The sequence below is a fragment of the Lachnospira rogosae (ex Hitch et al. 2025) genome, from assembly GCF_040096455.1.
GTDB classification, from domain to species: Bacteria; Bacillota; Clostridia; order Lachnospirales; family Lachnospiraceae; genus Lachnospira; species Lachnospira rogosae.
In genome coordinates this window covers 402,454-424,023 of record NZ_JBBMER010000002.1, presented here as the reverse complement: position 1 = coordinate 424,023, position 21,570 = coordinate 402,454, and the positions used below count along the sequence as shown (strand labels likewise).

The following is a 21,570-nucleotide window of genomic DNA, read 5'->3' as shown; positions in this document are numbered from 1 at the left end:
AGCGCGAGACGGGGATCGAACCCGCGACCCCCTCCTTGGCAAGGAGGTGCTCCACCACTGAGCCACTCGCGCATATTATATTGTGTTGTTCGTTTGGTTTCTCGCGAACACAAGTGATATAATACACGCAAAAGTTAAAAGTGTCAAGCACTTTTTTGAAAAAATTTCAAAAAAATTAAAATAATTACTTTGTTGAGAAGAAAGCGACAGTAATTCCACCAGGTCCAATATGTGTTCCGATTGTAGCTCCTACTTTTATTCTGGCCGGAACAGGAATCTTATTTTCCCATAAAGAGCTGCTGTCCTTAATGTATTTGTCGATAAGTTCTGTTGAACAGCCGGTGTAGCCAAGAAGGACAGGCATAGAATAATCAATTCCACCGTAGGTGTTGACCTGTTCAATTAAGAAGTTGTTGCCCTGCTTTGAGCCGCGGGCTTTACCTAATATGGCAACTTCACCATTATCAATTGCGATTACAGGTTTTATTTTTAATACATTTCCTAAGAAAGCGGCACTGCTTGATATTCTGCCACCTTTTTTAAGATATTCCAGAGTATCAAGAAGTGCTACAAGACGTATGCGTTTTTTGGCGGAGTTTAACTCATCAGCGATTGCTGTGGCTGACAATCCATCATTAATAAGTTTTAAAGCATATTCAATTAGAATCTGTTCGCCTACAGTTACATTTTCGCTGTCTATAATATATATTTTCCCCTGGCTGCCGGCGTGTTCGCTTTCATAATCCCCGGCGGCTATGCAGGCACTCTGGTAAGTTCCCGATAATTTAGAAGAAAGAGTTATCACTATAACGGCATCAGAATGGGTGAGTGCAGTTTCATAGGCAGAGGTAAATGCGAAAGGACTTACCTGGCTTGTCTTAGGGAGAGTGTCGCTTTCGATGAGTTTCATATAGAACTCATCTGCTGAGAGTGTGACACCATCTTCGAATTGTTCATCTCCAAATGATATAGTCATAGGAAGAACTGTGACCTGATTGTGTAAATTTCCTGGCATATCCGATGCTGAATCTGTTATAATTGTTATCTTAGAAGCTGAATTCATAAATAATCCTCATTTCTGCGTACCATTGCTGACAGGCAGGTGCTGGTACGCAAAGCTACAAGCCTGAAAATAGTATTGCAATATGGTCTGTAAATATACAGCTAAGATACATTTTCCAATTAAATCATAATAATATTATCAAATATTTTTATAATCAAAATATAACAAACGGGATTATATAACATATTACTTTGTATGTCAAACTATAATTGATTTTCTGGTTGAATTACTGTATATTAATATTGTTGTTTATGCAGCATATAAGTGTATTGAAATAACTGGAATATTCTGGTTAAGATATGGTATATGCTTACGGAAAGATGAGGAATATTAATGGACATAAGGAAGAAATTTGCTAAATATGTGTCACAGAACATATTCGGTATGCTTGGAATATCGTGTTATGTTGTTGCAGACACATTTTTTATATCTAAATTCGCAGGGGCAGACGGAATTACAGTTCTTAATCTTGTACTTCCTGTATTTAATGTTATATTTGCTGTTGGCTCAATGATAGGTGTTGGTTCGGCGATAAGATTTAAGATATTAAGAGCCAAGAATAATGAGAGGGCAGATGATTATTTTTCAAATGCAATAATGTGTGCGTGCCTGTTAAGCATAGTATTTATACTTGTGGGACTGTTTGCACCAGATAGGCTTTTAAGGCTTATGGGTGCAGATGATACAATTACGGCACTTGGAACCTGCTATACAAGGACATTTCTTATGTTTACTCCATTTTTTATGTGTAATTACATTGTAAGTGCATATGTAAGAAATGATAATGATCCCTCAAGGGCGATGATTGCGACACTTTGTGGAAGTCTTTTTAATATAGTGTTTGATTATATATTTATGTTTCCAATGAAGCTTGGGCTGTTAGGTGCTGCGATGGCTACTGCAGCTTCACCTGTATGCAGTATATTGGTGTGCCTGACACATTTTTTTGGTAAGAATAATACGGTTGTGTTTAAATGGCACTTTCCGTCTTTAAAAATGCTCTGGGAGTCGTGTATGCTTGGAACAGCCGCATTTATTGGTGAGATAGCATCGGCGGTTACTACAACTGTATTTAATATGCTGTTACTGTCAATCACAGGAAATATCGGTATTGCAGCATATGGAGTTGTTGCTAATTATGCTTATATTGGAACAGCTATATTTAATGGTATTGCCCAGGGAACACAGCCGCTTATTAGTGAATGTTACGGCAGGGGTGACAGAAAAGATGCTGAAAGGCTGTACAGAATGAGTGCTGCTACAGCGGTTGCACTTTTTGCAGTAATATATATAATTGTATTTAGATTTACAGACCAGCTTGTTGCACTGTTTAACAGTGAGGGTGTTGAGACACTTGCTGTATATGCACATAGCGGAATGATAATATATTTTGCAGGATTTTTATTTGCAGGATTTAATATAGTATCTGCCGGATATTTTAGTGCAGTGGAGTGTGCTAAAGAATCATTTGTGGTATCATTATTAAGAGGAATTGTGCTTATGCTTATTATGTCAATCAGCCTTTCAAAGCTGTTTGGAATGACAGGAGTATGGAGCAGTTTTCCAGCAACAGAATTAATAACGGCAGTTGTATGCGTAGTATTTCTTATACTAAAGAATAACAGAATGCGAAATCATAATAATATATAGTCGGAGGATATGATATGGTTAATCCAGCATCAATTATGAAAATAATGAACTTAAAGAATAAATTTGCCGCAAACCATCCAAAGTTTGTGTCATTTATTAATTACTGCCTCAATGGTGGAATTCAGGAGGGAACAGTTATAGAGATAACTGTGACAAAGCCAGGAGAACAGCCGGTAACTTCTAATATGAAGGTTATGCAGTCTGATATAGATATTGTTAATGAACTTAAGACTTTATCCAAATAAGGTTTATTAAGCATTTGCTGGGGGTGTATATATGGGAAATATAATGGATTATCTTGACTGGCGTGGGGATATAACATTTGAACAGTCACCTTTTAATGAGGTTGATAATGTTATTCTTGCACAGCTTGCATACGTTAATTTCAGGGATATTATACCATCACCTGAGGAGAAGAGAAGCATTACATTAAAAGAAGCATCGCAGATGTTTTTTGATATGTATACAGAAAATGAACTAAAGCAGGATAAATCATTTATTAGTGAAGCTCCATTTCTTATGAAAAAAGCGGCAGCTTCCAAAAGATTTGGAAATCTGATTTTATCTAATTATGTAGATACAGTAGATGAAACCTTGGAAAAGCAGTTCGGGGCATTTCACATAAGAATAAGCCCTAAGCATACTTATGTTGTATTCAGGGGTACAGATGATACACTTGTCGGCTGGAAAGAGGATTTTAATATGAGCTTTATTATGCCTGTTCCGTCACAGGAGGCGGCGGTAGAGTATATTAATAGTACATGCCAGTACATAAGAGGAAGGCTTTATATAGGCGGACATTCCAAGGGTGGCAATCTTGCTATATATTCGGCTGTAAAATGCAGTGAGAGAGTAAGAAAAAAGATAGATTGTGTATACAATAATGATGGCCCTGGATTTGATGTGAATATGATAAAAAGTGCGAAATATCAGGCGATGTTACCGCTTATCAAAAGCATAGTCCCAGAGAATTCGATAGTAGGAATGTTACTTGAACACGATGAGGATTATATTATTGTTAAGAGTTCACAGAGCGGGCTTATGCAGCATGATGCAATGTCGTGGCAGGTGCTTGGTGCTTTTCTTGTAAAGGCTAAGAAATTAAGTGCACAGAGCAGAAGGCTTAATAAGGCATTAAGCAGCTGGATTAACAGCGTTGATAATGAACGCAGGGAGGAGTTCGTTGAAACTTTATTCGGACTTTTATATGCCAGCGGTGCTAAGAATTTGTCAGATGTGTCAGCAGACAGATTAAGAAGCACAAGGGAGGTTATACGTCAGTATGCCGGACTTGATAAGGACAGCAGAACACTTATTAAGAATATGCTTTTGTCGCTTACTGATAAGATAAGCAAGGCAAGATTTGAGAAATGATATTATAGAAATATTATAGAAGAAATGGAGATTAGATATGTCAGGAATTATTAATATTATACTTGGTGCAGTTGTACTATTTGTTGTAGTTGTATTGTTCCTGTGGGTTTCATCTAAGCACAAAGAGAGCGGACTTGGAGATACCTGTAGCGGCAATTGTTCTTCGTGCAGTGCCCATTGTTCAACTGGTTCTAAAGATAAGAAGTAAGAAAGAGAATAAATATGACTAATGAATTCAGGAAAAAGGCTGTCGAACTTGGAAAGCTAATGAATAGCAAGTCTAAATTATCTGTACCGCTTGTAAAATGTATTATTGAGTGTTTTGAGATTGTATTTGATGAGCAGGATATAGATTATATGCTTCTTATGAAGGACGGATATTACAGCAGGGATGAGCTTAAAGAATTGTGGCAGCTTGACGGTGAGGCATTTGAGAAAGTATTTACAAGCATAAGGGACAAAGGCGGAATATGGGAGAGCAGGCAGGAAGGTGTCTATGATATAACGCCGATATTTCCGGGCTGGGTTGAGCTGTATGCCTCTGGACCGCTTAATGATAAGAGAAGACGGCTTCTTATTAAGTTTGCAGAATTTGAGGAACTTCTTATAAAGCTTAATATAGCACCTGTAAGAATGTATATGAACCGTGTCAATGAGCGCAATATGCAAAGAGAGCAGGGAAGAATGTCAACGCTTATACCTGACCCTGCCAATAATCTGAGTGCTAAAAAGAGAATTATTAAGATTAATAAAAATGTAGATGCTGTGCAGGCTGTGTATACAGAGGGTGAGGTTATGGATATTCTTAACAGGAATAAGGAACATATTGCTGTTATGAACTGTTTCTGCCGCACCAAAAAGATGCTTGAGAATGGAAAATGTGACTATGATATGCCGATTGAGTCGTGTATGGCGGTTGGAAGAATGGCTGTACAGCTTGAAAAAGCTGGCGTTGCAAGACACATTTCCATAGATGAAGCCAGAAAGCTTATAGACACGCTTGAGAAAAAAGGCTGTATACATACATTATATCACTATGGCACATACTCTGGTAATGAAGAGATTGTGCTGTGCAACTGTTGTATAGACTGCTGTTTCTTATATGGAAGCTTCAGGGAGGGTGCTTTATCGCAGCTTATGATTAAGGCATTTTACAGACCACAGATAGTTGATAACGCGAAATGTACAGGCTGTAACAGGTGCGCCTGTTTCTGTCCGACCAATGCAACGTGGTATGATAAAGAGCGCGCAGAGCTTGTATATGATATAGACAGGTGCATAGGCTGTGGACAGTGTGTAACGCAGTGTCCGTCAGGTTACAGAAGTATGGTTAAAGATGAGAGAAACATTTTCGTAAAGACCAGAAAGAAGGTGGATTATGGTAGAAATCTATAAGACAGATAATAAGGTACTGCAAAAGCTTGATAATATAGAAGAAGGCTGCTGGGTTAATATGATTGACCCGACAAGCAGTGAATTATCCCTTGTATCAGGCTATTTTGAGATAGACTTAGCTGACCTTGCGACAGCACTTGATGAGGAAGAAAGTTCACGAATAAGTCTTGAAGACGGTTATACACTTATTCTTGTGGATATACCAACACCTGAGGTACGACACGAGAAAAAGATGTATACAACAATACCATTAGGTATCATATTAAAGAATGATGCAATAATAACGATATGCAGGGAAGATACACCCGTGCTTAACTATTTTGTGCGCAATAAGTTAAAAGAGTTCAGTACTAAGAAGAAAATGCGTTTTATATATGAAATGATGTTCCGCTCGGCTATGCTTTATCAGGCTTACTTACGTGGGATTGATAAGAAAAGAACTGAGATAGAAGAAAGAGTTGGCGATGATACACACGATACAGATATTATCGAGCTTCACGAATTAGAATCGACACTTGTATACTTTGCTACATCTTTAAGGGCGAACAGCATTGTGCTTGAAAGATTGAGACGATACAAAAGACTTGAACAGTATCCGGAGGATATGGAACTGCTTGAAGATGTAACAGTCGAATACCAGCAGGCTATCGAGATGACGTCTATATACAGGGATATTATAGATGGTACAAGAGAGCTGTTGTCATCGGTTATTAATAACAGGCTTAATAATGTAATGAAAATTCTTACATCAATCACTATAGTTATGGCTATACCTACAATAATATCGGGAATATATGGAATGAATGTTGCCGGTGAGTGGATGCCTTTATCAGCAACCAGGTATGGATTTTATATAATTGTTGTAATAATATTTATTATATGTGTGTTTGTATTGTGGTTCCTTAAGAAGAAGAAAATGCTTTAAGGTGTTTAAGAAGATTTATTATATATAAAAAATATAATATACAATGGTAAAATTATATAATTTGTTTAATAAAAGCTGTGGAACAGTAATTATCTTTAAAAGTAGTCTTTATCCCGAAGTAGTCTTTATCCAAGAGTAATCTTTGCTTAAAAATAATCTTTTAAAGATAATGCTTGTCCACAGCTTTATAATTGCTAGTAATATTTGTTATTATACTTATATGCTTACTTGTAAACTTCCTGCCAGCGTGACACCATCTCCTCAGCTTCTGTCTTAGATGATACTTTTGTTACAATGACCCCGTCAAGATAAATCTCATATACCGGAAACTTCTTAGGACTGTCTCCGTGATACACCTCTACTCTGCTGAATTTCACACGCTCCATAATAAAAAACCTCCACATATTAAATTAATAATATATAATTGTTAAAACAAATTAACAATATGTTGTATTGTATCACATACATATTTAAAATAAAATACAAGATTTGCCATTGGTACTAAAGTACCAAAAAACAAATAAAATTGTTGCATATTTGTGCATTATAAATTATAATAATCGCAGGGTTATTTCGACAATTGAATTAAGGAGAAGGTTTAGATATGTATTCACAACAGAATGTTGGAATCGGGGATGACTATGTGACAGCACATAGACTGGACCGCCGGCTTGCGGTCATAGACAGATTTTATCTTACTAATGTAACGAACCGTGCCTTTAATGACTATTTTGGAAATACGTCATATGGCTGTCTTACGGAGTTCGTACATCCAGATGATAAAGAAAAGTTAATAGAGCTTATTGATTCGTTTGATGGAAGTCCTGTGGGTAAATGCTTTTTATTCAGGGACTATAAGGGGGAGTACAGACAGAATCTTATTAAGCTTTTGTCATTTGAGAATAATGATGCTCTGCGTAATATTGATATAGAGATGATCGATATAGATAGTGTTGTAGAGACTAATCGCAGGATATGTGACGATATCGCAATGGAAAGAGTAGTTATGGGACTCACAGGCGAGTATGTATTTGCGTATTCTGAGAAGACTGGGGATATTAAGATTGTAAGATATGAAGGCATTTCAAGAGAAGTAATAACTAGAATGCCTATTGATGAATGGGAAGCATATATGCTTGATGGCAGAATTCTTGAAGAGGACGTTGTTGAACTGAATAATCTGATAAGGTATATAAAGCTGTATACATCAGAGTTCAGTGTCAAGCTTACAACTAATATGAGAACATTTGGCAAAGCTATGGAAAAGGTTAAGTTCGTAGGAGCTGTATATACTAAGTATACAGGTGAGAATATGGTTATTGGAAGGATTATTCTTGCTGACGGAACTAACAGTATGGGTAATATTGTTGAGATTGCCGATGAACTTACTATGGATTCGCTTACCAAGGTGTATAATAAGAAGACTATAACAGAGTATGCACAGAAGCTTGTTAAGAAAGAGAAGATTAACAGGGTAAGCATAGTTATACTTGATGTTGATTATTTCAAGCAGGTTAATGACAGATATGGACATCTCTATGGAGATAAAGTACTTACAAGAGTAGCCAAGAAGCTTAAAGAGGTTGTTGGTGAAGATGGTGTTGTCGGACGTATAGGCGGAGATGAATTTATGATCGTCTTAAATGGAATTAATGACGATTATTCATTAAGAGGAATATTAAGAGCTATACGAACACAGGTTAAGTGGGAATTCAAGAATGATTATGAAAATTTTCAGGTCACGACATCAATAGGTGTTGCATTCAGTCCTAATAATGGACACGAATATGAAGAATTGTTTAAAAAGGCTGATTTCTGTCTTTATGTAGCAAAGGAAAAGGGCAGGGACAGGTATGTATTTTTCAGGGATGAGATACATAAAGAGTCTTATGAGAATTCTCTTAACCAGAAGGATAAGATATTTAATGACGGCAGGGAGATGCGCGAATTAAGATATCTTACAGACATTATGTTACAGTTTAACACAGACAGAAAGGGTGCTGTAAGCAATATGTTTGAACATATGATTCAGACTTACAAGGTGGACAGCATAAGCATTTATAAAGGTAAGGCTTTAAAGAGGTGTTTGACATTTGGACAGCAGCTTGAGGATGCGGAGTATCTGCCATATGTTAATACAGATGGCTTTAATAAGCTTATGGGAGATAAGAATTATATATCAGCCGATTTCGTCAACAGAAATCTGGATGTAGCTCCTGAATTTGTTGAGGAGATGAAGAAGCGGCATATATGTTCAACAATCCAGTGCTTTATTGGTGGCAGGGATGATATAAAAGGTGTTCTTACAATAGATAAGACCAAAGAAGCTTCACAGTGGGCAGAATATGAGATAGAGTGTGCTGTGATAACATCAACTTTATTGTATACAATAATAAGTGATGAAGAGCAGGATTATGTTGCAGCGATGAATATTACTGATTAAAAACAGCCCCTAATTACTATTGGCATAAGTAATTAGGGGAATTTTATATATTGCAGTATATTGTATTTATATTGTATTAAATCCACAACATATTGTGTTTGTATTGACTTGAAGATATATGTGATGTAAAATTTAAACTGCGCTATACAAGAGAACTCTTGTGTAGCGCATTATATACGATTAGGGTAGATAAAGCCCCAATATGATATATTTTATTATTAATAAATATTACGCGTAATTTTATTTGTATACTAAATGTGAATAGAAATTTATTGTCAGGTAAAAAGGGAGGGTTTACTAATTATGAAGATAATCAAACGTAGTGGATCAGAAGTTACATTTGATATTAGTAAAATAATGGCAGCAGTTGCAAAGGCAAATAAGGAGGTTGTACATAGCGAAAGACTTTCTGATGAGCAGATTGAAACAATATCTGATAATGTCGAGAGCATCTGCCAGGAGATGAACAGATCACTTAATGTTGAAGAAATTCAGGATCTTGTTGAGAACCAGATTATGAATATGAGGGCATTTGCAGTAGCCAGAAAGTATATCACATACAGATATAAGAGAGCTCTTGTAAGAAAGTCTAACTCAACAGATGAGCAGATATTAAGTCTTTTAGAGTGCAATAATGAGGAAGTAAAGCAGGAGAATTCCAATAAGAATCCTACTGTTAATAGTGTACAGAGAGATTATATGGCAGGAGAGGTAAGCAAGGATATTACTAAAAGATTTCTTCTTCCAGCAGATATTGTAGATGCACACGAGCAGGGACTTATACATTTTCATGATGCAGATTATTTCGCACAGCATATGCACAACTGCTGTCTTGTAAACCTTGAAGATATGCTCCAGAACGGAACGGTTATAAGCGAAACAATGATTGAGAAGCCACACAGCTTTTCTACAGCCTGTAATATAGCTACACAGGCTATTGCACAGATTGCCAGCTCACAGTATGGCGGACAGAGCATTTCATTAGCACACCTTGCTCCATTTGTCCAGATAAGCAGGGAAAAGTTCATTAAGCAGGTTGCAGAGGAATTCAAGGCAACTGGAATTGATGCAGGAGAAGATAAGATTAAGGAAGTTGCAGAATTAAGAGTAAGAGATGAAATTAAACGTGGTGTACAGATGATTCAGTATCAGGTAATAACACTTATGACAACTAATGGACAGGCTCCATTTGTTACTGTATTTATGTATCTTGATGAGGTTCCGGAAGGACAGACAAGAGAAGACCTTGCCCTTGTAATAGAGGAAGTTCTTAAGCAGAGAATACAGGGTGTTAAGAACGAAAAGGGTGTATGGATTACACCAGCGTTTCCTAAGCTTATATATGTGCTAGAGGAAGATAATATAAGAGAAGATTCAAAGTATTGGAACCTTACACAGCTTGCCGCTAAATGTACAGCTAAGAGAATGGTTCCAGATTATATATCAGAAAAGATTATGAAGAAGCTTAAGGTTGATAAGTTTGGAGAAGGACATTGCTTCCCTTGTATGGGCTGTCGTTCTTTCCTGACACCTTATAATGACCCAGAGAATGATAATAAGCCTAAATATTATGGACGTTTTAATCAGGGTGTAGTTACACTTAATCTTGTAGATGTAGCATGTTCATCAGGTAAGGATATGGATAAATTCTGGAAAATCCTTGATGAAAGACTTGAGCTTTGTAAGAGAGCACTTATGTGCAGACATTATAGATTAAAAGGTACTCCATCAGATGTTGCACCAATTCTCTGGCAGAATGGTGCACTTGCAAGACTTAAGAAGGGCGAAACCATTGATAAGCTTCTTTACGGCGGATATTCTACTATTTCTTTAGGGTATGCTGGTCTGTGTGAATGTACTTACTATATGAAGGGTGTTACACATACGGATCCTAATGGTACAGAATTTGCATTAAAGCTTATGACATATTTAAGAGATACCTGTAACCGCTGGGCCAAGGAGACTAATATAGATTTCAGTCTTTACGGAACACCGCTTGAATCAACAACTTATAAGTTTGCTAAGAATCTTCAGAAAAGATTTGGCAAGATAAAAGGTGTTACGGATAAGAATTATATAACTAATAGTTACCATGTTCACGTAACAGAGAATATCAACGCATTTGACAAGCTGAAGTTCGAGGCTCAGTTCCAGGAGCTTTCACCAGGTGGTGCAATAAGCTATGTAGAAGTTCCAGATATGAATGATAATATACCAGCAGTTCTTTCTGTTATGCAGTTCATATATGACAATATTATGTATGCAGAGCTTAATACAAAAAGCGATTATTGTCAGGTATGCGGTTATACAGGACAGATACAGATTATAAACGATGATGATGGAAAGCTTATATGGGAATGCCCTAATTGTGGCAACCGTAATCAGGATAAGATGAATGTTGCAAGAAGAACATGCGGTTATATTGGAACACAGTTCTGGAATCAGGGACGTACACAGGAGATTAAGGAAAGAGTGCTTCATCTTTAATATTTAACAGTATATTAAAAGCCAGCCGGAATAATATCCGGCTGGCTTTTTGGTGTATTATTCATCAAATATACTAACGATTTCACCGTCCATAATTTTATTCATATTCTTAACGGCACAGAAATTACCGCACATAGAGCAGGTATCTTCTTTTTCTGGCTTGGCTTCCTGTCTGTAGCGTCTTGCTTTTTCTGGGTCTATGGCAGCATCAAATTGTGCATCCCAGTCAAGTACACGTCTTGCTTTATCCATCTTTAAATCCCAGTCGATTGCACCGGGAACACCTTTTGCAATATCAGCAGCGTGAGCTGCAATTCTTGCTGCAATAATTCCTTCTTTAACATCATTTAAGTCAGGAAGACGAAGATGTTCAGCAGGAGTTACATAGCAGAGGAAAGAAGCACCATATGTAGCAGCGATAGCACCACCGATAGCAGAAGTTATATGGTCATAGCCAGGTGCAATATCTGTAACAAGAGGTCCAAGTACATAGAAAGGAGCACCCTTGCATATGGTTTTTTGGATTTCCATATTAGCCTGAATCTGGTTGATTGGCATATGTCCAGGCCCTTCAATCATAACCTGAACGTCCTTTTCCCAAGCACGTCTTGTAAGTTCACCTAGAGTAACAAGCTCCTCAATCTGTGATATATCAGAGGCATCCATAATACAGCCAGGCCTGCAGGCATCACCAAGACTCATAGTAACGTCATATTCGCGGCATATATCAAGTACTTCGTCATAGTATTCAAAAAATGGATTTTCATTGCCTGTCATTTCCATCCACGCATAGATGATTGAACCGCCTCTTGATACAATGTTCATAAGACGTTTGTCGGCTCTGAATTTCTTAGCTGTAGCTTTGTTAATTCCACAATGGATAGTCATAAAGTCAACACCATCTTCAGCGTGCATTCTTACAATATCAAGCCATTCCTTAGCAGTAATTTCCTTAAGAGCCTTGTGATAATATACAACGGCATCATATATTGGAACAGTACCGATGATTGCTGGACATTCAGTAGTAAGCTTTCTTCTGAACTTCTGTGTGTCCCCAAATGAACTTAAATCCATTATGGCCTCAGCACCCATTTTTACTGCATTATTTACCTTATCAAGTTCCATATCAAGGTCAACACAGTCTCTTGAAGTACCAAGATTGACGTTAATTTTAGTACGAAGCATAGAGCCTATTCCGTTAGGGTCAAGGCATTTGTGATTTTTGTTAGCTGGTATAATAACCTGTCCACAGGCTACGAGTTTTACAAGTTCATTAATATCCATGTGTTCTTTAGCTGCAACACATTCCATTTCTTTAGTGATAATGCCTTTTCTGGCGGCATCCATCTGTGTTGTGTATTCCATAAGTATCCTCCATTTCCACACATAATACAAAATAAAAATTCATAATAAGTATTGGTGCTTTCGTGTAATGTATTAATTAGGGAACTGACTGGAAGAATTAGGAAGATGAATATTTATACAGATTAAAAAATAGAACGTAACATAAAATTATAATATCTGCATTTAATTTAACATCATATATTTGATTAAAATGACTAGAGAATAATAATCTTCCTACGGTGGCATTATCCACATCAGGTATATGGGTCGGAACCGGATTCCCTCTCAGCCAGGCAAAAGCCTTCTGCTCCCCAGTTAATATCTTATGATTGATAGTATAACATCTGCCCGATAAAAGTCAATCTTATGTAAAGACTTTTATCGGGCAGGTTATAATAATATTATTGTTAATCTGTTATAGACTGCTGCTGGCTTTCAGCTTCGCACTTTGCTTCTGTATTTCTTTCTGGCAGAATGTAAAGCATAAAATACATAAATGCCATAAGAACGATACCTCCGATAACATCATATACAGAGTGTTGTTTTAAGAATATTGTTGACAGGCATATAAGTATACATAATATAAGTGAAGCATTGACAATATATTTGTGCTCTTTAAGTGCCTTACACTTTGAAAGGGCAGTGTGGACGGCAATTGAATTATATACATGTATGCTTGGAAATACGTTGGTTGTCGTATCGGTAGCATAGAGTACAGCAACAAGCTTTCCAAATATATTATCAGGGATGTTATCAGGTCTTAATGTTAGACCATTAGGGTATATCATACATATAAACATAGATACCGACATACCGATAATAAGTGAAAGAGCAAATCTTATAAATTCTTTATTGTCTGCTTTCAGAACCATATATATGCATGAAGCAGCTATATAGACAAACCATAAAAGATAAGGGATTATAAATATCTCAAGGAAAGGTATATAGCTGTCGATTGTTCCGTTTAATATGTGAATTCCGGGATAATCCATAGTTATTTTATGCTCAAGATAAAAGAACCAGGGAAGATATATAAAAGCGTAAAGTGCAAAAAGCAGACGCCACCATATTTTTTTAAATGTTTTCATCATAACCTTCATTTCCAGCAGATAACCGCTATAATAAATAATATTAAAATGTTAGCATTGTTTCTAATCAAAAGCAATAGCAATTTGATTATGTGTTTACAAAGTTATAGATTTTTAATATAATATTTTGTTGTGATTTAATATTTAATAAAAAATTATTATAATAGTTAGAAAATGTTTGTAAAGTAAGTGATGGATTGGTATACAATTATGTTGTAGATGTCCGGATATATTAACGGCTGTCACTTAATTATATGATATGAATTGGAGAAAAATATGCTTAAATTAAGCCATATAAAAAAGAGCTATAAGAAGAATGAAGTTCTTACAGATATATCCTTTACATTTGAGGAGGGACAGATATATCCTATACTTGGTGGACCGGGAGCTGGAAGAACAACATTATTTGAGTGTATATGTGGAGATATATCTGTTGATGACGGAAGCATAGTTACAATTGATAAGTGTAAATATTTTTATGCGGCAAAGCAGAGTGTTCTTCCTGTATACATAACAGGTTATGAGTTTATAAGTATGCTTTGTGATATGGAGAGAGACGACCCTGAGCCAGAGGATATATTTGATAGAATTGGGTTCAGTGTTGCCAAGAGAGATGAGCTTATAGCGGATTATACATTTGAGGAGAAGAAGCTTTTACAGCTTGCCTGTATTCTTGTAATAAGACCTTATGTTGTGCTTTTTGATGAGCCACTTGATTATTGCAGTGAAGAATACATTAATAAGTTTATCGAAGTTATTAATACAATAAAAGAAGGCAGGATAATACTTATCTCAACAGGACTTCTAGAGATTTCCAAGAGGATAAGTGAGGATACGCTAGTCTTAAATAACGGAGAATTTAATCACATAGATAAAAAGACTATGGAAATTCCAGAGATAAGGAAGGCAGTTTTAGATATATTAGGGGAGACAGACAATGAGATTATTTAGGAAGCTGTTTGCTGAGAAGATTTTAAGGTTTTATGAGGGTACTAATGCAGGTATAAGATATATAAGTAATGCACCACTTATAGGCAGATGTGTTAAAGAGAATACATTTGCAGAGAATTCCAAGGCGAGATTATTTGTTGGAATTATGGCACAGTTATTTATGGTTTTATGGGAATTTATAAAGAAGTTTGCATATGTATTTATTCTTATATATATACCATATGTGCTTATAGGTCTTGAGTGTCCATTGATTAAGGCCAATCAGGAGCTTACAATTATATATATGTTTGTTATGCTTTCGGTTATATGCGGAAGTCTTTCTAACAACATATTATTTACTATAGGTGACAGGGATTACCTTATGATAAGAGTTATGTCAATAAGTCCATATATGAATTTTTTAGGAAAGCTTCTTTATAAGATGGTTACTGAATTCATATTTTATTTTATTATTCTTAATATATTCGGCGTTTCGTGGTTTCATTCGCTTATGCTCTGTATGCTTACGATATGCGTAAGACCTATAGGTGAGATGTTTGCGATTATGTCTTTTGATCATTTTATATGGGTATATGAGAATAGAAGTGTGTTTAATGGAACTGTTATGGCGGTATGTGTTTTACTTGCGTATGGTGTGCCATTTTTTGTAAGACGACTTTCCCATAACTGGCTCTATGCAGTACATCCTTTTGTGGTGCTGGTATTTTTCCTTGCAGGAGCTGGTGCAATGTATTTCTTATGGTGGTATAAGTATTACAGAAAGATTGTCAGAGAGGCTATGCATTTAAAACACGAGAGCTGATTAGGATGATGGAGAACGAATATGAAGAAAAAGAACAGAGAAAAGTTAAGATTGATTACATTAAGGGTATGTATAGGGATTCTTTGTGCTTTTGTTATAGCTGTATTCATACGTTCGTATTATTACAGAAGCAAGGAAAGTAATCTTGATATTAAGTCAAGGTATACTTTCACGGTGGATATAGATGCTTACGGGGATGTTATTGATGAGCAGTATCAGACAAGGGCAGCTACATATGATGATTCTAATGTCATAAATACGATGCCTGATGTATCACAGGTTAAGACAGAAACAGTGGCCAGGACGTGGCTTAATGAGTATGTTAATCAGTATATGAATGAGTATCTTCCGTATAATAAGTCAGTTAAGAGGATGACAATAGATGATATTAATGTATTGAATGAAGATGAACATACAGCGTTAATAAGTTTTTCGGTAATTCTTAAAAATGCTGCTTCTGATTATTTTCTTTCGTGGGACGGAGTTACTGATGATGACAGATTGAAATGTGAGTGGGTTGTATCTTACTATATTGATGCACATACTGACAACACTGCTACGGTGTATGTTACATCAGCATTAAGTCCGGAAGAATACGGAATAGCACAGTACAATGAGAAGGCAGCCCTGGCAGCAGATAGCGAGAACAAGACCAATGCTTCTACAGACCTGCTTGCAAGATATGTTATAAGAGATGATATATTGAGTGTAACTTATGATGATGGTGAGCATTATGCAACTGTTCCAGTAGATGTTGAAAATCTTATGTATGAAAGCGGAAGTACAAGCACGTTGAAGGATGGAAGTTATCTTATAACTACATCAAAGACTGCATTTTTATTTGGCGGCAGGATGGGAAGTTCTAAGAAAGTACCGGTAACTCTTATATATTCTGATGATAAAGGTGTTAACTGGACCAGCTGTGAACTTGATAATATATATAACGCAGAAGATTACTATGTTGATTTCTTTGATGAGAATAAGGGTGTTATTGTATGTGGTTATGCCAGGACTGATAATGAAAAGGAGTCTTACAGGATATACCAGACAGCTAATGGTGGCGAGACGTGGACAACAGTTGGAAGCGGTCCTGCTAATTATATATTAAAAGGTGTTATGTATGTGGACGAAAATGTTGGATTTTTCTGCTACAATTATGCAGAAGGAATGGACGGCAATCTTTATATGACTAAAGATGGCGGCAAGACATTTTCTAAAGTGACACTTCCAGAACAGGAGCTTGACAGTACAGCCAAGTCATCAACGGCTTCAAGCACGGTAGCTGATGATGAGTTAAGATGGAATGATGTATACAAGGAAGCGTTAGTTCCTACAGTTGATGGTAAAGGTATTATAACTGTATATCTTACACAGGGTTCTAATGGAACTTATAATGATGGCAAGACGGCGGCTAAGTATCAGTCATCTGATAAAGGTGATACATGGGTGTTCGTAAGCCAGCTTGAGATTACGCAGAATAATAATAAGCATAATTGACTTTTTGCTTGAATTATTATTCATTATATGATAATATTTATGGAGTTTAAGAAAAAAAGACATTTTTGTGTCTTTTTTTTTGCGCAAAAGTCAATTGAAACTATATAAAGACTATTAACAGTTGTGGTTTGCGCACTATAATCAATTTAATATACGAAAGGGAATAGGTGGCATTCATGAAAGCATTTTTAATACTTGAAGATGGAACAGTATTTAAGGGAACAAGTATTGGTTCCACTCGCGAAGTCATTAGCGAAATAGTTTTTAATACTTCGATGACAGGATATCTGGAGGTGTTAACTGATCCTTCATATGCAGGACAGGCAGTTACAATGACATATCCTCTGATTGGCAACTATGGCGTCTGCTATAAAGATATGGAGTCTGAAAAAGCATGGCCAGATGGATTTATTGTGAGAGAATTATCAAGGATGCCAAGTAACTTCAGAAATGAAGCTCCTATACAGAAGTTCCTTTTAGATAATGATATACCAGGTATCTGTGGAATAGATACAAGAGCCCTTACTAAGATATTAAGAGAAAAGGGTACTATGAACGGAATGATTACAACTAACGAAAATTATAATCTTGATGAAGTACTTCCTAAGATTAAGGAATACAAGGTTGCAGGGGTTGTAAGAAAGGTTACATGCAAGGAAAAGTATGTACTTAACGGAGATGGACCAAGAGTTGCGCTTATGGATTTCGGTGCAAAGAAGAACATTGCTAAGTCTCTTAATGACAGAGGCTGCGAGGTTACAGTATATCCAGCATATACAAAGGCAGAGGAAATCTTAGCTTCCAATCCAGATGGTATTATGTTATCAAATGGTCCTGGAGATCCTAAGGAATGTGTAGAGATAATCGAAGAGATAAAGAAGCTTTATGCAAGCAATGTGCCTATATTTGCCATATGTCTTGGACATCAGCTTATGTCTCTTGCGACAGGTGCTGATACACACAGATTAAAGTATGGACACAGAGGTGCTAACCACCCTGTTAAGGATCTTGCTACTGGAAAGGTATATATATCAACACAGAATCATGGTTATGTTGTAGATGAAGCAACACTTAATCCAGAGGTTGCAGAACCAGCATTTGAAAATGTTAATGATAAGACTAATGAAGGTCTATCTTATAAGGGTAAGAATATATTTACTGTACAGTTCCATCCGGAAGCTTGTGCAGGACCACAGGATACAGCGTATCTTTTTGACAGATTTATGGATATGATGAAGAAGGAGGACTAAGACAATGCCAAAGAATCCTAATATAAAGAAGGTTTTAGTAATCGGTTCAGGTCCAATCGTAATCGGACAGGCAGCAGAATTTGACTATGCAGGTACACAGGCTTGCCGTTCTCTTAAGGAAGAGGGAATAGAAGTATGCCTCGTTAACTCTAACCCAGCGACTATCATGACAGATAAGGATATTGCTGATGAAGTATATATTGAACCTCTTACTGTAGAAGCATTAAAGCAGATTATATTAAAGGAAAAGCCAGACAGCATCTTACCTACACTTGGTGGACAGGCTGGTCTTAACCTTGCTATGGAGATAGCAGAGACAGGTTTCCTTGAAGAGAATAATGTACAGCTTATAGGTACAACTGCACTTACAATTAAGAAGGCAGAAGACAGACTTATGTTCAAGGAAACTATGGAAAAGATAGGTGAACCTTGTGCACCTTCATTAGTTGTTAATGATGTTCCATCTGGTGAAGCATTTGCAGCTAAGATTGGTTATCCGGTTGTTCTTCGTCCTGCTTACACACTTGGTGGAAGCGGCGGTGGTATCGCCCATAACGTAGAAGAATTAAGAGAGATTCTTGAGAATGGTTTAAGACTTTCAAGAGTTGGTGAAGTTCTTGTTGAAAGATGTATATCTGGCTGGAAGGAAATCGAATATGAGGTAATGCGTGACAGCAACGGAACATGCATAACTATATGTAATATGGAGAATATCGATCCTGTTGGTGTACATACGGGTGATAGTATCGTAGTTGCTCCTTCACAGACACTTTCAGATAAGGAATATCAGATGCTTAGAACATCTGCCCTTAACATTATAGATGAGCTTGGTATCACAGGTGGATGTAATGTACAGTATGCACTTCATCCAGACAGCTTTGAATACTGCGTTATTGAGGTTAATCCTCGTGTAAGCCGTTCTTCAGCACTTGCTTCTAAGGCTACAGGTTATCCTATCGCCAAGGTTGCAGCTAAGATTGCACTTGGTTATACACTTGATGAGATTAAGAACGCAGTTACAGGAAAGACATATGCAAGTTTTGAGCCAGCACTTGACTACTGTGTAGTTAAGATACCTAGACTTCCATTTGATAAGTTTATCTCTGCAAAGAGAACACTTACAACACAGATGAAGGCTACTGGTGAGGTTATGAGTATATCTGATAACTTCGAGGGTGGTCTTATGAAGGCTATACGTTCACTTGAACAGCATGTTGACAGTCTTATGTCATACGATTTTACAGGACTTACAGACGAGGAACTCTTAGAAGATCTTGCTGTAGTTGATGACAGAAGAATCTGGAAGATAGCAGAAGGTTTAAGAAGAGGCATAGAGCCAGCAGTTATGCATGACATAACAAAGATTGACAGATGGTTTATAGATAAGCTTCAGATTATCGTTGAGATGGAGAATTCTTTAAAGAAAGGTCCTCTTACAGAAGAATTATTAAGAGAGGCTAAGAGAATTGAGTTCCCTGATAATGTTATTGGAGAACTTACAGGACATACAGAAAGAGAAATAAAAGAACTTCGTGATAAGTATGATATTCACGCAGCATTTAAGATGGTTGATACTTGTGCCGCTGAGTTCGCAGCTACAACTCCTTACTACTATTCAGTATATGGCAGTGAGAATGAAGCTGCAGAGACTAAGAATAAGAAGAAAGTTCTTGTACTTGGTTCAGGTCCAATAAGAATTGGACAGGGTATTGAATTTGATTTCTGTTCAGTACATTGTACATGGGCATTTAAGAAAGAGGGTTATGAGACAATTATTATCAATAATAACCCAGAAACAGTATCAACAGACTTTGATATTGCTGATAAACTTTACTTTGAGCCACTTACAGAAGAAGATGTTGAAAGTATTGTAGAATTCGAGAAGCCGGATGGAGCTGTAGTTCAGTTTGGTGGACAGACAGCTATCAAGCTTACAGAAGCTCTTATGAAGATGGGTGTGCCAATTCTTGGAACTAAGGCAGAAGATGTAGATGCTGCTGAGGATAGAGAGTTATTTGATGAAATTCTTGAAAAGACACAGATTCCTAGAGCAAAAGGACAGACAGTATTCACTGTTGAGGAAGCCCTTAAAGCTGCTAATGAACTTGGTTATCCTGTTCTTGTACGTCCTTCATATGTACTTGGTGGACAAGGTATGCAGATTGCTGTATCTGATGAAGATGTAGTGGAATTTATGGGAATTATCAACAGAATTAAGCAGGATCACCCAATCCTTGTAGATAAGTACCTTATGGGTAAGGAAATCGAAGTAGATGCCGTATGCGATGGCGAAGATATTCTTATTCCTGGTATTATGGAACACATTGAAAGAGCTGGTATTCATTCAGGAGATAGTATTTCAGTATATCCAGCTAAGTCAATCTCTCCAAAGATAACTGAAATGATTGCTGATTACACAGGAAGACTTGCGAGAGCACTTCATGTAAAGGGTATGATTAATATCCAGTTTATTGTATACAACGATCAGGTATATGTAATTGAAGTAAATCCACGTTCAAGCCGTACAGTACCATATATCAGCAAGGTTACTGGTATTCCTATTGTTAAGCTTGCAACTAAGGTTATTACAGGAGCTAAGATAAGAGATTTAGGTTATGAGCCAGGTCTTCAGAAGGCTGCTGATTACTATGCAATCAAGATGCCAGTATTCTCGTTCGAGAAGATCAGAGGTGCTGATATAAGCCTTGGACCAGAAATGAAGTCTACAGGTGAGTGCCTTGGTATATCTAAGAGCTTTGATGAAGCACTTTACAAGGCATTTGAGGGAGCTGGAATAAGACTTCCAAAGCATAAGCAGATTATTATGACTCTTGCAGATAAGGATAAGCAGGACGGTATTGATATAGCACAGAGATTTGAAGCACTTGGATACAAGATATATGCTTCAAGAGGTACAGCTAAGGTTCTTAAAGAAAATGGCGTACACGCTATTCAGGTTAATAAGATTGGACAGGAAGCTCCAACACTCCTTGACCTTATATTAGAGCATAAGATTGATCTTGTTATTGATACACCAGAAAATGGTATTGAGAGAGCAAAGGATGGTTTCCTTATAAGAAGATATGCTATCGAGACAGGCGTTCACTGCCTTACAAGTCTTGATACAGCTCACGCACTTATCTCAAGTCTTGAGCATGCATTTAATAATCAGGAACTTTCAATAGTAGATATTGCTACAATTGATAACAGAGGTTAATTGCATTAATATAGACGGCATAATTATGCAGAGTGATATAATGTTTATATAATACATTTTATAATTAATATTATAGTCCTCCAG

General features: G+C 36.7%; 17 protein-coding genes, 1 tRNA gene and 1 riboswitch. Of the genes, 13 read left to right on the top strand and 5 right to left on the bottom strand.

The window, feature by feature from the left end; translation table 11 throughout:
- A tRNA-Gly gene (locus WMO14_RS04245) sits at positions 1-72 on the bottom strand.
- A 112-nt stretch (positions 73-184) separates the two neighbouring features.
- The gene (locus tag WMO14_RS04240; RefSeq protein ID WP_055174047.1) at positions 185-1,063 is read right to left on the bottom strand and encodes a DegV family protein; all 879 of its coding nucleotides are present in this window, start codon (positions 1,061-1,063) and stop codon (positions 185-187) included.
- Positions 1,064-1,396: 333 nt separating this feature from the next.
- On the opposite strand from WMO14_RS04240, the gene WMO14_RS04235 reads away from it, so the two are divergent.
- Genes WMO14_RS04235 through WMO14_RS04210 form a run of 6 tightly spaced genes read left to right on the top strand, consistent with a single transcriptional unit; the run spans position 1,397 to position 6,407 of the window.
- Positions 1,397-2,713 (top strand): MATE family efflux transporter, encoded by a 1,317-nt coding sequence (locus tag WMO14_RS04235; protein ID WP_349153324.1) that lies wholly within the window; start codon positions 1,397-1,399, stop codon positions 2,711-2,713.
- A 14-nt stretch (positions 2,714-2,727) separates the two neighbouring features.
- Complete coding sequence (locus tag WMO14_RS04230; protein WP_022502536.1) at positions 2,728-2,958, top strand: hypothetical protein; 231 nt, start codon at positions 2,728-2,730, stop codon at positions 2,956-2,958.
- Positions 2,959-2,989: 31 nt separating this feature from the next.
- The gene (locus tag WMO14_RS04225) at positions 2,990-4,087 is read left to right on the top strand and encodes a DUF2974 domain-containing protein (RefSeq protein WP_022502537.1); all 1,098 of its coding nucleotides are present in this window, start codon (positions 2,990-2,992) and stop codon (positions 4,085-4,087) included.
- A 37-nt stretch (positions 4,088-4,124) separates the two neighbouring features.
- Positions 4,125-4,295 (top strand): FeoB-associated Cys-rich membrane protein, encoded by a 171-nt coding sequence (locus WMO14_RS04220; RefSeq protein ID WP_022502538.1) that lies wholly within the window; start codon positions 4,125-4,127, stop codon positions 4,293-4,295.
- 14 nt (positions 4,296-4,309) lie between these two features.
- Positions 4,310-5,482 (top strand): 4Fe-4S dicluster domain-containing protein, encoded by a 1,173-nt coding sequence (locus WMO14_RS04215; RefSeq protein ID WP_090140978.1) that lies wholly within the window; start codon positions 4,310-4,312, stop codon positions 5,480-5,482.
- Positions 5,466-6,407, top strand: a complete 942-nt coding sequence (locus WMO14_RS04210) for a magnesium transporter CorA family protein (protein ID WP_022502540.1) — start codon at positions 5,466-5,468, stop codon at positions 6,405-6,407. Before WMO14_RS04215 ends, WMO14_RS04210 begins: the two co-directional genes overlap by 17 nt.
- Before the next feature lie 224 nt (positions 6,408-6,631).
- On the opposite strand, the gene WMO14_RS04205 is transcribed toward WMO14_RS04210, so the two are convergent.
- Positions 6,632-6,793, bottom strand: a complete 162-nt coding sequence (locus WMO14_RS04205) for a hypothetical protein (RefSeq protein WP_022502541.1) — start codon at positions 6,791-6,793, stop codon at positions 6,632-6,634.
- A gap of 218 nt (positions 6,794-7,011) precedes the next feature.
- Between WMO14_RS04205 and WMO14_RS04200 the strand changes: the two genes are divergently transcribed.
- Positions 7,012-8,850, top strand: coding sequence for a GGDEF domain-containing protein (locus tag WMO14_RS04200; RefSeq protein ID WP_349153323.1), 1,839 nt, complete (start codon positions 7,012-7,014; stop codon positions 8,848-8,850).
- 303 nt (positions 8,851-9,153) lie between these two features.
- On the top strand, positions 9,154-11,337 hold the full coding sequence (gene nrdD, locus WMO14_RS04195) for an anaerobic ribonucleoside-triphosphate reductase (protein WP_349153322.1): 2,184 nt from the start codon (positions 9,154-9,156) through the stop codon (positions 11,335-11,337).
- 57 nt (positions 11,338-11,394) lie between these two features.
- On the opposite strand, the gene thiC is transcribed toward nrdD, so the two are convergent.
- On the bottom strand, positions 11,395-12,702 hold the full coding sequence (gene thiC, locus WMO14_RS04190; protein WP_055174054.1) for a phosphomethylpyrimidine synthase ThiC: 1,308 nt from the start codon (positions 12,700-12,702) through the stop codon (positions 11,395-11,397).
- A gap of 193 nt (positions 12,703-12,895) precedes the next feature.
- Positions 12,896-13,005, bottom strand: a riboswitch (TPP riboswitch).
- 83 nt (positions 13,006-13,088) lie between these two features.
- Positions 13,089-13,769, bottom strand: coding sequence for a phosphatase PAP2 family protein (locus WMO14_RS04185; protein ID WP_242858610.1), 681 nt, complete (start codon positions 13,767-13,769; stop codon positions 13,089-13,091).
- 276 nt (positions 13,770-14,045) lie between these two features.
- Here WMO14_RS04185 and WMO14_RS04180 point away from each other — a divergent pair, with 276 nt between their 5' ends.
- From WMO14_RS04180 to carB, 5 genes are all read left to right on the top strand, one after another.
- The gene (locus WMO14_RS04180) at positions 14,046-14,720 is read left to right on the top strand and encodes an ATP-binding cassette domain-containing protein (protein WP_022502545.1); all 675 of its coding nucleotides are present in this window, start codon (positions 14,046-14,048) and stop codon (positions 14,718-14,720) included.
- The gene (locus WMO14_RS04175) at positions 14,707-15,522 is read left to right on the top strand and encodes a hypothetical protein (protein WP_055174055.1); all 816 of its coding nucleotides are present in this window, start codon (positions 14,707-14,709) and stop codon (positions 15,520-15,522) included. The genes WMO14_RS04180 and WMO14_RS04175 overlap by 14 nt, the downstream gene beginning before the upstream one ends.
- Before the next feature lie 21 nt (positions 15,523-15,543).
- Positions 15,544-17,019 carry a WD40/YVTN/BNR-like repeat-containing protein gene (locus WMO14_RS04170; protein ID WP_349153321.1) on the top strand — a complete coding sequence of 492 codons (1,476 nt, stop codon included), beginning with the start codon at positions 15,544-15,546 and terminating at the stop codon, positions 17,017-17,019.
- A gap of 176 nt (positions 17,020-17,195) precedes the next feature.
- Entirely contained in the window at positions 17,196-18,269 is a 1,074-nt protein-coding gene (locus WMO14_RS04165; protein ID WP_349153320.1) for a carbamoyl phosphate synthase small subunit, read from the top strand.
- 4 nt (positions 18,270-18,273) lie between these two features.
- A complete protein-coding gene (gene carB, locus WMO14_RS04160; RefSeq protein ID WP_349153319.1) occupies positions 18,274-21,486 on the top strand; it encodes a carbamoyl-phosphate synthase large subunit in 3,213 nt (1,070 codons plus the stop codon).
- The last annotated feature ends 84 nt before the right edge of the window (positions 21,487-21,570 follow it).

Excerpts from the sequence above, each read along its gene's own strand:
- WMO14_RS04240 (WP_055174047.1), bottom strand. The coding sequence starts at position 1,063 with ATGAATTCAGCTTCTAAGATAACAATTATAACAGATTCAGCATCGGAT.
- WMO14_RS04235 (WP_349153324.1), top strand. The coding sequence starts at position 1,397 with ATGGACATAAGGAAGAAATTTGCTAAATATGTGTCACAGAACATATTC.
- WMO14_RS04230 (WP_022502536.1), top strand. The coding sequence starts at position 2,728 with ATGGTTAATCCAGCATCAATTATGAAAATAATGAACTTAAAGAATAAA.
- WMO14_RS04225 (WP_022502537.1), top strand. The coding sequence starts at position 2,990 with ATGGGAAATATAATGGATTATCTTGACTGGCGTGGGGATATAACATTT.
- WMO14_RS04220 (WP_022502538.1), top strand. The coding sequence starts at position 4,125 with ATGTCAGGAATTATTAATATTATACTTGGTGCAGTTGTACTATTTGTT.
- WMO14_RS04215 (WP_090140978.1), top strand. The coding sequence starts at position 4,310 with ATGACTAATGAATTCAGGAAAAAGGCTGTCGAACTTGGAAAGCTAATG.
- WMO14_RS04210 (WP_022502540.1), top strand. The coding sequence starts at position 5,466 with ATGGTAGAAATCTATAAGACAGATAATAAGGTACTGCAAAAGCTTGAT.
- WMO14_RS04205 (WP_022502541.1), bottom strand. The coding sequence starts at position 6,793 with ATGGAGCGTGTGAAATTCAGCAGAGTAGAGGTGTATCACGGAGACAGT.
- WMO14_RS04200 (WP_349153323.1), top strand. The coding sequence starts at position 7,012 with ATGTATTCACAACAGAATGTTGGAATCGGGGATGACTATGTGACAGCA.
- nrdD (WP_349153322.1), top strand. The coding sequence starts at position 9,154 with ATGAAGATAATCAAACGTAGTGGATCAGAAGTTACATTTGATATTAGT.
- thiC (WP_055174054.1), bottom strand. The coding sequence starts at position 12,702 with ATGGAATACACAACACAGATGGATGCCGCCAGAAAAGGCATTATCACT.
- WMO14_RS04185 (WP_242858610.1), bottom strand. The coding sequence starts at position 13,769 with ATGAAAACATTTAAAAAAATATGGTGGCGTCTGCTTTTTGCACTTTAC.
- WMO14_RS04180 (WP_022502545.1), top strand. The coding sequence starts at position 14,046 with ATGCTTAAATTAAGCCATATAAAAAAGAGCTATAAGAAGAATGAAGTT.
- WMO14_RS04175 (WP_055174055.1), top strand. The coding sequence starts at position 14,707 with ATGAGATTATTTAGGAAGCTGTTTGCTGAGAAGATTTTAAGGTTTTAT.
- WMO14_RS04170 (WP_349153321.1), top strand. The coding sequence starts at position 15,544 with ATGAAGAAAAAGAACAGAGAAAAGTTAAGATTGATTACATTAAGGGTA.
- WMO14_RS04165 (WP_349153320.1), top strand. The coding sequence starts at position 17,196 with ATGAAAGCATTTTTAATACTTGAAGATGGAACAGTATTTAAGGGAACA.
- carB (WP_349153319.1), top strand. The coding sequence starts at position 18,274 with ATGCCAAAGAATCCTAATATAAAGAAGGTTTTAGTAATCGGTTCAGGT.